This window comes from Collinsella sp. AM33-4BH (assembly GCF_003469205.1).
In the GTDB taxonomy this organism is placed as follows: Bacteria; Actinomycetota; Coriobacteriia; order Coriobacteriales; family Coriobacteriaceae; genus Collinsella.
On record NZ_QSIN01000005.1, the window covers coordinates 120,708 to 133,314 of the forward strand.

Consider the following 12,607-nt stretch of genomic DNA (forward strand, 5'->3'; position numbering starts at 1 on the left):
TCCGTAATAGCCCTTGATCTACCGTAGACGGAGGAAAACGGATCATTTTTGCCTGATGGCTCCGAGTCGCACCCGTTTTCCTGCGAAAACGCCGTGTCTCAACTTTGGTGAGACATTCGTCTCACGCCCAAAACCGAATCTGGAACATGTGTCACCTGCCCTAATTGTGTCTCATTCCGTAACTTTAGGCTGATGCAAGGTCTGAGACCGCGAGAAGGGAGACGCGATGAGTAAGTACACGAGGGGTCTCTTGGCGGTGATACTGGCCGTAGTGCTGGTGTTGCCGGCTGCAGCATTTGCCATGCTGCCCGAGGCCAACGCCAGGTCCAGCACCGGAATGGACGGACCGACGGTGAGCAATAAGATAGCCGACCCCGACACCAGCAACAACTGGAAGTTCTGGGCTGGCGGCTATGACGGCAAGGAAGTAACAACTCAAAACGTCGGCCGAATCTGGACCGACAAGACGGTCAAGGAAACCGCGGCAGACGAAAAGTCGGATTTCCTGACTACGCTGTCTGCTATCTCTTCGACATCCGATACGACGGTTTCCGGCAAGCCGCTCGACATCGTGCTGGTGCTGGACGCTTCTGGCTCGATGGATGACCCCATGGGCGGTGGAGATTCCACCAAGCGTATCGTTGCGCTCAAGAATGCCGCCAACAGCTTTATCGATACCATCGCCACGCAAAACGAGAAGATGGATGCGGGCAAACAGCATCAGGTTGCCATCGTAAAGTTCGCAGGCAAGAAGAGGAGCGATAGGGTCGGTAATGATACCTATCGCGACGACGGCTATATCTATAACTACTCGCAGACAATGCAAGGGTTGACGACGTGCTCGGTCGATGGCGCAGAGAGCCTTAAGAAAACGATCGATTCCATTGCGCCTGCCGGTGCCACGCACGCCGACTATGGCCTGCAGCTAGCCGAGGGCATTTCGTCTAATCGCGCGGATGCCCAGAAGATCGTTGTGTTCTTTACCGATGGCTCTCCTACGAGTACTAATGGTTTCGAGCCCGAGGTCGCTAAGGATGCCATCAATGCTGCCAAGACCATAAAGAGCGGCGGGGCGACCATTTACACCATTGGAATCTTCAGCGGCGCGAAGCCGAGTGACAATCCAACAAACAATGACACGAGCAACGCGAACAAGTTTATGCATGCCGTGTCGAGCAACTACCCGAATGCCTCATCGTCCGTTAGCTATGGCCTTTTTGGATTTGTTGACTGGAGCGTTAATTTCGGCGACTCCGTTGCCGATGTCAGCTACTACAAGTCGGCAACCAGTGCCTCTGAGCTCGAGAAAATCTTCGAAGAGATCTCGGGAAGCATTATCCAAACTGGTTACCCGACAGAAGTTCACGGCGGTTATGGCGAGCATAAGTCTGGCTACATTACGTTTACTGACGAGCTGGGCGACTTTATGCAGGTTGACGACTTTACGTCTGCCGTGTACAACGGCGAGACGTTTGCCAACCCGGCAAAGAGCACCAAGGGCAATGTCGACACCTATACATTTACTGGTGCGGCCGCGAACCTGGACATTACCGTTCAGCGTGCCGAAGAGGGCAAGCCTCAGACCGGCGATATCGTAACGGTTAAGATTCCTGCGTCGCTGATTCCGCTGCGCCACTTTAAGATCACCGACGGCGTGCTTACGGTCGACAATACTGAGCCCATTCAGGTGAACTACACCTCGAGCGTTAAGAAAGAAGCGCTCGATAACCTGTTTACGCCCAAGAACGTAAAGGGGCTCGAGGACTACATCAAGAGCAATACGACCACCGCGGAGAACGGTTCCAAGACCGTTAACTTCTACGCGAACAAGTGGAACGCTGGCGCGCTGGGCGATACGATCGCGAACTTTGAGCCTGCCGACACCAACCGCTATTACTATTTCCAGAAGCAGACTCCCATTTACACGGATAAGAACTGCACGACGCCTGCAACGGGTTCGCTGGCTGTCGGCAGCAAGTATTACTACAAGGATGAGTTTGAGGCGCTGGGCGCAGACGGAGAGGCCGAATCCCGTACTGCTGTTATTGAGTTTGCCGGTGAACACGCTGCGAACTTTGAGGGCGCCGTCGTGCGCGACGCGAGTGGAAACCTGTCGTTTAGCAAGGGAACCGCACGCCTGGCCTTTATTGATGAGCTCCACACCACCAAAGAGAGCGTGGGCGGTAACCTCACCGGCACCGTGACCGACGTGCTTAACCCCAAGTGGAACAACATGTCTGCAAAGGCGAACGCCACAGAGGTTGACGTCCATCTGGGCAACAACGGCAAGATTAGCTATAAGTACGACATGACGCCGACAACGGTGGATACCAAGGCCAGCTTTGGCCTGACCAAGGTGCTCGAGGGCCGCGAGTGGACGGATGAGGACACGTTTGAGTTTGGGCTGACGTCCGAGGATAACGCCCCGATGCCCGCGTCCGCGATCGCGACTGCGACCGAGGGCAACACGGCTATCGATTTCGGTGAGATCACCTACACCGAGCCCGGCACGTATGTCTACAAAGTTAGCGAAAAGAACGCCGGGACCACGGTTGACGGCATCGCCTACAGCAAGAACGTCGCGGAGATTACCGTGACGGTGACGCCCAACAAGAAGGGCGAGCTGAGCGCTGATGTGAAGGTAGCCTGGAGCGAAGCCGGCGTGACCGAGTTCAGGAACACCTACACTACGAATCCTGTTGAGTCCAGCGTTACCGACAAGATTGACGTAACCAAGTCCCTGACCGGGCGCGCCCTTGCGGCCGACGAGTTTAGCTTTGAGCTGCGCGAGGTTAAGGGCGAGGACTCTGAGCTTATCGAGACCGTTGCGAACGCCGCCGACGGTAAGGTGACGTTCAAGCCCATCAAGTACACCGAGATCGGCCAGCACACCTACACGCTGCACGAGGTTAAGGGCAACGCCGGTGGTACCACCTACGACGATACGGTCCACACCATCGTGACGACTATCAGCGATAACGGCAAGGGCCAGCTGGTGGCTACGCACGAGATAAAGGGCGCCGAGGGCGCCAAGAGCATCGAGTTCAAGAACGCATACAATCTGACCCCTAAGAGCTCCAGCGTCACCGACCAGATCATCGCGACCAAGGTCCTGGCCGGGCGCGACCTCAAGGCCGGCGAGTTCTCCTTCGAGCTCGTCGAGGGTAACGATGTCGTTGCCACTGGCACCAACGACGCTCGCGGCAGCATCACGATGAGCCCCATCGAGTACACCGTTGCTGGCGAGCACACCTACACGCTGCGCGAGGCCAACGGCGGAACCACCGGCAAGGGCATCACCTACAGCGATGCCGAGTACGCCATCGAGACCACCATCACCGACAAGGGCGACGGCACCCTCAAGGCCGAGCATGTCCTGAAGGGCGCCGAGCCCGCCGAGTTCAAGAACGCCTACAACGTGACGCCCAAGGACTCCAGCATCACCGACCAGATCATCGCGACCAAGGTCCTGGCCGGGCGCGACCTCAAGGCCGGCGAGTTCTCCTTCGAGCTCGTAGAGGGCGAGGGCAAGGACGCCAAGGTCGTCGCCACTGGCGCCAACGATGTCGACGGCAACATCAAGATGGGCGCCGTGAAGTACGAAAAGCCCGGCACCCACATCTACACGCTGCGCGAGGTCAACGGTGGAACCACTAGCAAGGGCATTACCTACAGTGACGCCAAGTTCGCCATCGAGACGATCATCACCGATAACGGCGACGGCACGCTCAGTGCCCAGCATGTTCTGAAGAATGCCGAGGCTGCGATCTTCGAGAACACCTACAGCGTGACCCCGCTCGAGACCGAGCTCGACTTTGGTCTGAGCAAGGCTATCGACGGTCGCGACTGGACGGATGCGGACAAGTTTAGCTTTACCATTGCCGCCGCCGAGGGCACCCCGCTGCCCAACCCCGTAACCGTAACCGTGACCAAGCAGAACGCGAACGACGATGGCGTCGCCGCCATCAAGTTCGGCAAGATTCGCTACACGGCTGCCGGAACCTACAAGTATGAGATCCGCGAGGGCGCGGGCAACGCGACGGGCATGACGTATGACGGACATGTCGCGACCGCCGAAGTGACCGTGACCGAGAACGGCGAGGGCAAGCTGACCGCCAACGTCACCAAGAAGGAAAACGGACGCTTCACCAACACGTACCGCACTGAGCTCGATTACGCCGCGGCCGGCGGCCTCAAGCTCAGCAAGACCCTCTCCGGCCGTCCCATGACCGAGGGCCAGTTCACCTTTACTGTGACGCCCGCCGACGAGGCTTCGGCCAATGCGCTCGGCCTGTACAACGGCGCCAACAACTTCCAGTCCCCTGCAGCGGCAGAGGGAACCGTCGGCCTGATTGACATTCTGGCCGGCAAGGAGGTCAAGTTTACGCAGGCTGACGCCGGCAAGACCTTCAAATATACCGTGGCCGAGAAGAACAACGGCAAGCCCGGCTACACCTACGACGATGCTGCCCGTACCGTGAAGATTGCCATCGCCGATGATGGTGCCGGCACGCTTACCGCTACGACGACCGTCTCCGGCGGTCCCGAGGGCACGCACGAGACGATCCACAAGAGCGGCGAGAACAAGGTTGAGAGCGCTCTGGTCCCGTTCGAAAACAGCTATAGCGCATCGACCGATAACCCGGGCGTTTCTGCACAGATTGTCGCCACCAAGACCCTGACCGGACGTCCGATGGTTAACGGTGAGTTCTACTTTGGCATCGCCTATGCGGGCGAGACGGAAGCCATCAGTGGCACGCCGGCGTTCAACTATAACGGCCAGGTGAGCTTTGGCACGCTGCATTACGACACCAAGATGCTCGCCGACCTGGTAAGCACCGGGCGCGCCATCCGCACCGACACGGACGGCAAGCTTGCGTGGACTATCAACTACACGGCCTTTGAGTACACGAACTTACTGGCCGACCAGGGCATTACCTCCGCGAAGTCGAGCTTTAGCTTTAAGGTCATCGTTGTCGACAACGGCGACGGCACCCTGACGGCATCGCCCGACTACGGTGGCACCGAGCCCGTGTTCGAGAACGTCTATGGTGCCGAGGCCGTCGATGCCGCGCTCGCCGGCACCAAGAAGCTCCAGGCAGACAAGGGCCTGACCCCGGCCGACATTGCGGGCAAGTTCACCTTTACCGTGACTGCCGATGAGGCGGGCGCCCCGATGCCCGAGCGCACGACCGCAACTAACGACACGGCCGGCAACGTGGACTTTGGCAAGATTCGCTTTACGCTCGAGGACCTCAACCGCGCCCTGGGCGTGACGGCCAACGCTTCTGGCGATGCATCGAGCGACGCTGAGGCCAACGCCGACAAGGCCGAGGTTGACGCTGACGCCAGCGGTGACGAGACCAAGGACGAGTCCAAGCCCGAGGCCCCCGCTGCCCCGCGCTCGCACACCTTTACCTACACGGTGGCCGAGTCCGGTAGCGCCCCTGGCGTGACCAACGACGCCAGCGCCACGCGCAAGGTTTCCTACACCGTGACTGACGACGGCGCCGGACACCTGAGGGTCGTGCGCAACGGCGACGACGGTGCGGACTTCACGTTCACCAACACGTACAGCGTGGCGCCCGCCGACTCTTCCGTGACCGATCAGGTCAAGACGGTTAAGCGTCTGACCGGCCGCGACCTTGCAGCTGGCGAGTTCACGTTTGAGCTGCTCGAGGACGGCGTGACTGTCGCTAGTGGCACCAACGACGCCAGCGGCAACGTTACGCTGAGCCCGATCCGCTACGAGGCGCCCGGCACGCACACGTACACGCTGCGCGAGGCTTGCCCCAACGCGCTCGGCCTGTACAAGGGCGTCACCTATGACGGCACGACCTACACCGTCGTGACCACCGTCTCCGACAATGGCGACGGCACGCTGACCGCGACGCACAAGCTCGAGGGAACCACCGAGTCGGCTGGCTTTACCAACAAGTATCACGCCATGCCCACGCAGGTTTCCATCGGCGCCATCAAGGTGCTCGAGGGACGCGAGCTCAAGAAGGACGAGTTTAGCTTTAAGCTCGTTGGCGAGGACATCGAGTCCACCGTCACCAACGATGCCGACGGCAAGATCAACTTCGACAAGTTCGAGTACGACGAGCCCGGTACGTACGTCTACACCATCAGCGAGGTCAAGGGCGACGAGGCCGGTATGACCTATGACAAGTCCGTCTTTACCGCGACCGTCAACGTGGTCGACGACGGCGAGGGCAGCCTCAAGGCGAACGTCGCCTTTACCAAGGGCGACAAGAGCGTCGAGGGTATCGTGTTCAACAACACGTACAAGAAGCCCGAGACCCCTACGCCGACGCCCGACCCCGGCACGCCCAAGACCGTGACGAACATCGTCAAGACGGTCAAGGGTTTCCTGCCCACCACGGGTGACCAGCAGGCCGCTGCACTGCTCATGGCATTTGTTATTGCCATGGCTGGCGTCGGAGCCCTGGTCTGGGGTATCCGTAAGCGCTAGGCACGCTGGCAGCGCCCGGGGCCAAAAGGCCCCGGGCGGCCGGCGGGGAGCCAGAACATAGCCCCACCCCCCCCACCCCCAGCCGCCACGGAGACGTCTCCCTTCTCCGTGGCGGCACTTTTGTGCGCAGGGGAGGAAGGGCCGCCACGAAATCGGCCCATCTACTACGTTTATCCCCTTACCCCCAACCATGCCAAAAAACGCGAAAACAAAACCGCAGGTAGAACGCCTGCGGTTTTGTTCAAAACGAAGGCATGGTCAGGGGTATCGAGTCAAACGTAGTAGATGGGCCGATTTCGTGGTTGGCGCCGCCAAATGATCCCCCGGGGACGGAGGAAAACGGATCATTTTTGGCCCCACGCGGCTGGTGGGTGCGTTCGCGCAGGACCGTTCAAACAAAACTATGCCGGTTTACGGGGCTGAGTCACGAGTCCCCAACCATGCCGATATTCGTGAAAATAAAACCGCAGGTAGACGAGCCGTCATTTTGCAGAAAACGCGGGTATGGATGGGGGTCCTGAGTTTAGCCCCGTAAACCGGCTTAGTTTTGAAATGGCATTAAATCGATGGCAGCCATTTTGCTATGCCGGGGTGGTCGGTTGTTGGGCAATTACCCTCGCAGGTAGGCGATGGCGATCTGCGTGCGGTTACGTAGGCCCATTTTGGCAAGGATCGAGCTGATGTGGTTGCGTACGGTGCCTTCGCCCATGTAAGCGGCGGCGGCAATCTCCTTGTTATCGAGGCCGCGGGCGATGAGCTCGGCGACTTCGAACTCACGGTCGGTCAGGCTGGCAAAGGCGGCGGGTCGGCGAGGCGTGCTGGCATCGGCGCCTGTCCCGTCAAAATCGATGTCCTCGATCGCCTTGCCCTCGAGCACGCGTTTGCCGTCCATGACCTGCGCCAGTGCCGGTGGAATGGCGGCGACATCGGTCTTGATCAGGTAGCCGCGGGCGCCCAGTTTGAGCGCCGACACAATGTACTCGTCATCCGAGAATGTTGTCAGAAACACCACGCGCGCCGCAGGGTCGCGCTCGAGGATCTCGCGTGCCGCCGAAAGGCCGTCGCGCCCCGGCATCTGGATGTCGAGTAGCGCGATATCGGGCGCGTGCTCGGCGTAGAGCGCGACCGCGTCGTCGCCATTGGCGCCGGTACCCACCACCTCGATCTGCGGCTGTGCGCCCAGGATAATCTTGAGCGAATCGACCACCAAACGGTCGTCGTCGACAACTATGAGCCTCATCGGGCCTCATCTCCTTGCTGTTTGGGAACGGTGGCAAACACACGCCAGCCGCCGGCGCCGGCGCGCGGGCCGGCGGTGAAGGTGCCGCCAAGCGCCTCGACGCGCTCGCGCATGGAGCCGAGCCCCATGCCCTCGGCGATGCCGCGACCGCCCGTCTGGGTCCCGCCCGTGCCATCGTCGGTAACGATGAGCTGGTAAAACGATGGATGCTCCAAGCATCGCACAACAACGTTTTGCGCGCGGGCGTGGCGCATGGTGTTGGAGAGCGCCTCGCGCAGGACCGCCGCAAAGCAGTTGGTGATGTTGGCGGGCGCATGCTCGGCCAAAACCTCAAGCTCAATCTGCGGGCCGCCATCTGAGCACGCGCCTTCCACGATGCACTCGAGCTGTACGGAGAGGTCGGCGGCAGTGTCATTGAGCGCGTGGACGCTGGCGCGCACAAGTTGGAGCGCCTCGTCAACGGTGTGCTTGACGTCGGCGAAATCGGCGGCAACCCTGGGCTCGTCGGCGTGCACGACGCGCAAGGCCTCGGTCTGCAGCGAGGCGCGTGTAAGTTGGTGGCCAACGCTATCGTGGATCTCGCGCGCGATGCGGGCGCGTTCGGCGAGTGTCGCGAGCTCGACTTCGTAGTCCTGGCGGTCGGCAAGGTCACGGTTGCGCGCTTCGAGCGCGAGGGCTCGTTCCTGCAGCTCGTCGCGGATGCGGCGCATGCGCTGCTGCTCGCGCTCCAACTGGGCGGTACGCAGTGACAGTAGGGTGGCGGCGACTGAAAGGATGGCGGTCAGCAGGAGCGTTCGAGCGGCAAGCGCGTCGGCGCGAAGGTCCGCGACGAGTGCAAAGACAAAGGCGACGCCAATGCCCAGCGCGACCCAAACGCGTTCACGGCGCACGCGCCGCGCGATGTCATAGAGGGCGAGGGGCGCAAACGGCACAAACGGCGGCACGAAGACAGCCGCGATGATGTAAGCGTAGCTCGCGGCCTCGCTTGTGCGGCTCGTGCGTTCCTTCTGTGCGAGCTCGGCCAGCGAGGTGGCAATAACGCCAAGGCAAAACGCCGCGACCAGGCGAGCGTCCACAGCAAGGCCCGTGGCGGCCGCAATGCAGCACGCCAGCACGATCGATTTGTCGAAAAGCCTGTTCATACGGGTATTGTACGCGAAGCCGCGCGCGGGGGAGGCGCCGCCCGGGGCAACCGTGACATTCCTCCCGCGCGGCAAAGCGGCGTCGATCGCTCGCGCGAGCGGGGGTTTCGCCTCCGCCCCCTCGCACTCGTGACAAAGCTCACTGGTGCGCGCCGTCCGCTCCTGCGATGATGCAATCGTACCGGGCCACGACCAACAGAAGGGCCGCCTCATGACAGACATCGTCCACGTCGAAAACCTCGTCAAGCGCTACGATGACCTTATTGCGCTCGACCACTTTAACCTGAGCATCGCCCCCGGCGAGATCTTTGGCCTGCTGGGCCCCAACGGCTCGGGCAAAACCACGTCCATCAACTGTATCTTGCAGCTGCTTGCCTACGACAAAGGCACCATTGAGCTGTTCGGCGAGCCCATGACGCCCACCCGCTACGACCTTAAGCGTCGCGTCGGCGTGGTGCCACAGCAGGTGGCGGTGTTCGACGAGCTCACCGTGCGCGAAAACATCGACTATTTCTGCAGCCTCTACGTCAACGACCGCAAGCGCCGCCGCGCGCTGGTGGACGAGGCGATCGACTTTGTCGGCCTGGGCGACTTTACCAAGTTTCGTCCCGGAAAGCTCTCGGGCGGCTTGGCACGCCGCCTCAACATTGCCTGTGGCATCGCGCACAAGCCCGAGCTCATCTTCTTTGACGAGCCCACGGTGGCAGTCGATCCGCAGAGCCGCAACGCTATCCTGGAGGGCATCTGCCGCCTGCGCGACGAGGGCGCCACGGTGGTGTACACCAGCCATTACATGGAGGAAGTCGAGCAGATCTGCAGCCGCATCATGATCATGGACGGCGGGCGCGTGCTGGCGCAGGGCACCAACGACGAGCTCAAGCGCATGATTCAGATGGGCGAGCGCGTGACCGTCGAGGTCGGCGCCGTCGAGCCCGCCACAGTCGGGCGACTGCGCGTCCTCGAGCACGTGCTTTCGGTTGAGCTTTCCGGCGGCGAACTCGTCTGCACCTGCGAGGCAAGCCCGCACAACCTGGTGGACATCCTCGACACGCTGCGTGCTGCCGACGTGGCGCTCGGCCGCGTGTGGAGCGAGCCACCGACCCTCAACGACGTGTTCCTCGAGATCACCGGCCGCGAGCTGCGCGACTAGGGGGCAGCCATGTTCAACACCATTATCATTGCGGTCAAGACGCTGCTGCGCCGGCCGAGCACGTGGGTTTGGGGCGCGGTCTTTCCCGTCGCGCTTTCCACGATGTTCATGTTTATGTTTGCGAATCTCAGCTCCGACGGCACGGTCAACCCGGTGCCGGTGGCCATCGTAGCGGATGAGGCCTGGGACGCCTCGACCTTTAAGGACGTGACGACGTCGCTTGCCAAGGCAGGCGACGACCAGCTGCTCGAGATTCACGAGTGCGACGACGCAGCCGATGCGAACCGTGCGCTCAAGGCCGGCGAGGTCGCGGGCATCTATACGGTCGATGCCGCGGGCGCGCCCAAGCTCACGTTGCTTTCGAGCTATGACAGCTCGCGTGCCTCGTCCGTGCTCATCGATCGCAGCATCCTGGAGACGGTGGCGAGTTCGTATACGCAAAATGCCGAGCTCATGAGCCAGATTGCCCAAGACAACCCGGCGGCGCTCGCCGACCCGGAGGCGGTTGCGCGCGCCCTGTCACTCGAGGGCGGAACCCGTCGCGTGAGCTTGACGCGTGCCACGCCCGATGGCACGGTCATCTACTACTACGCGCTCTTTGGCCTGGTCGCGATGATGTCTGCCGAGTTTGCCGCTTTGAGCGTCGTCGATTTGCAACCCAATCTGTCCGGCCTTGGCGCGCGTCGCTGCGTGGGCGGTCTCTCCAAGACGGCGTCGCTGGCCGGCATTTTTGTGGGCTCGTGGCTGGTTTCCTTTGCCTCGATGACGATCGCGATCGGCTACGTGCGCCTGGTCGTGGGCGTCGACTTTGGCGGGCGTGAGGGGCTGTGCCTCGTGGGCGGCGCTGCTTCCGCGCTTGCCGCGACGGGCCTGGGCCTTTTTGTAGGCACGCTTCCCGTTAAGGGTGGCAAGGCATCCAAGTCGGGTATCCTCACGGGCTTTGCCACCACGTGTGCCCTGTTCGCCGGGCTCTACGGCGAGCCGGCGATGGCGCTTGCCGACGACGTCGCCCGCGCCTGCCCGGCCGAGTGCTGGCTCAACCCCGTCAAGCTCATCTGCGACATGTTCAATCGCCTGTATTTCTTTGAGGACCTGGGGCCCTTCGCCGTTCGCGCCGGCGCGCTCGTCCTGATGGCCCTGGTGTTTGTCGCCGCCGCTACGCTGATCTTTGGAAGGAGCCGCTATGAGCACCTTTAAGACCGCGCTTCGCATGGCGCTGGCGCACCCGTTCTACCTGCTCATCTATACGGTGTTCATCTCGCTCATGGGCGTATTCATCGCGGCTTCGGTGAGCTGGAACTCGTCACAGCTCGCCGAGTACAAGTCCTACGATGCCAACGTGATCGTGGTCGACCGCGACGACAGCGACCTTTCGCGTGCGCTTACCAAGCATCTGGGTTCGCGCTTTGAGCTGGTCACGGGCGTCGGCGACGACACCTACGATCTCGCGGATGCGCTCTCCAAGAGCAACAGCGCCAAAGGCAGCGCCGACTGCGTGTTCTTTATCCCGGAGGGGTTTGAGGACGATCTTGTTGCAGCCGCCCGCGCGGGGGAGTCCCTGCCCAAGCTCGATGTGACCTACGGCGCCGGCACCATGGCGGCGGCGCTTTCGTCTGCCGAGGCCTCACGCTGGATTTCGCTCGCGGGCGCTGCGGCCGCACTAGAGCCCGCCGCCTCTAATGGCAGCGTCGCCAAGGCCGCCGAACATGCCGCCGCCAAGCGCGCCGAGGTCGAGATTGAGCAGGTCAAAGTTGACTCGACAGCCGCCGCCACGCTCGAGTCGTACTTCAACTTTGGCGCGTACGCGATTATCTCGTCGGTCATCGTGTCGGTGGGGCTGGTGTTCTCGGGCATGAACGAGCCCGAGCGCGTGCGTCGTATGGATGCCGGCCCAATCTCCGAGCGCCGGCGTTCGCTTGCCGTGTTCGCGGCTGCCGCGGTGCTCACCGTCTGCATATGGTTTGTGTCGAGCATGATGGGTGTCGTGGGCTTTGCCGGCGCGGTCGCCGAGGTCGGCGTGGGCCGTGTGTGCCTGGCGCTGGCGGCGACGTTTGCCCTGGCGTGCACGCCGCTGGCCGTTGGCTTTGCCCTTTCGAGCCTGGGCGCGCGCGAGGAGCTGCTCAACGGTGTGGGCAACTTACTCGGCATGCTCATGACGTTTTTGGGTGGCGCCTGGATGCCGCTGTCGCTCATGGGCTCGGCCGTGCAGACCGTGGCGCATTTTGTGCCGACGTTTTGGGTGAACGACGCGATCGGCAAGGCGCTCGCCGCGGACCTGACGTCCACCGTGCTGGGCGACATCGCCTGCGACCTGGGCATCACGGTACTCTTCGCCGCCGCCATCGCCGCCGTAGGCCTGGCCCTCACGCGCGCCAAATCCCATGCCTAGCCGTAACCCGTCACTTGGGGACGTTCTTAAACGACTAGTCATCGGGGACAGTCTTTGCCGATTCGCCGGTTCGCCAGCAGGGCTGGCAGGGACTGTCCCAATATGTCGGCACTTGGGGACGCTCCTTTCCTGCCGGCACTCATTGGGGACAGACTTAAATGAGCGATTTCACTCATTTAAGTCTGTCCCCAATGAGTAGGTTGGAAAAAAG

At 61.7% G+C, this 12,607-nt stretch carries 6 protein-coding genes; 4 read left to right on the forward strand and 2 right to left on the reverse strand.

The features are described 5' to 3' along the window. Positions 1 to 226: 226 nt before the first annotated feature. A complete protein-coding gene (locus tag DW821_RS05325) occupies positions 227 to 6,475 on the forward strand; it encodes a Spy0128 family protein (protein WP_118065932.1) in 6,249 nt (2,082 codons plus the stop codon). 610 nt (positions 6,476 to 7,085) lie between these two features. Here the strand turns inward: DW821_RS05325 and DW821_RS05330 are convergent. After that, positions 7,086 to 7,715 carry a response regulator transcription factor gene (locus DW821_RS05330; RefSeq protein WP_117803505.1) on the reverse strand — a complete coding sequence of 210 codons (630 nt, stop codon included), beginning with the start codon at positions 7,713 to 7,715 and terminating at the stop codon, positions 7,086 to 7,088. Continuing rightward, positions 7,712 to 8,857 (reverse strand): sensor histidine kinase, encoded by a 1,146-nt coding sequence (locus DW821_RS05335; protein ID WP_158567545.1) that lies wholly within the window; start codon positions 8,855 to 8,857, stop codon positions 7,712 to 7,714. Before DW821_RS05335 ends, DW821_RS05330 begins: the two co-directional genes overlap by 4 nt. Positions 8,858 to 9,068: 211 nt before the next feature. Here DW821_RS05335 and DW821_RS05340 point away from each other — a divergent pair, with 211 nt between their 5' ends. From DW821_RS05340 to DW821_RS05350, 3 genes are read left to right on the forward strand one after another with little or no spacing between them, the layout of a single operon-like run. After that, on the forward strand, positions 9,069 to 10,007 hold the full coding sequence (locus DW821_RS05340; RefSeq protein ID WP_118065936.1) for an ABC transporter ATP-binding protein: 939 nt from the start codon (positions 9,069 to 9,071) through the stop codon (positions 10,005 to 10,007). Positions 10,008 to 10,016: 9 nt separating this feature from the next. Then, positions 10,017 to 11,204 (forward strand): ABC transporter permease, encoded by a 1,188-nt coding sequence (locus tag DW821_RS05345; protein ID WP_118065938.1) that lies wholly within the window; start codon positions 10,017 to 10,019, stop codon positions 11,202 to 11,204. Then, on the forward strand, positions 11,191 to 12,396 hold the full coding sequence (locus tag DW821_RS05350) for an ABC transporter permease (RefSeq protein WP_118065940.1): 1,206 nt from the start codon (positions 11,191 to 11,193) through the stop codon (positions 12,394 to 12,396). Before DW821_RS05345 ends, DW821_RS05350 begins: the two co-directional genes overlap by 14 nt. The last annotated feature ends 211 nt before the right edge of the window (positions 12,397 to 12,607 follow it).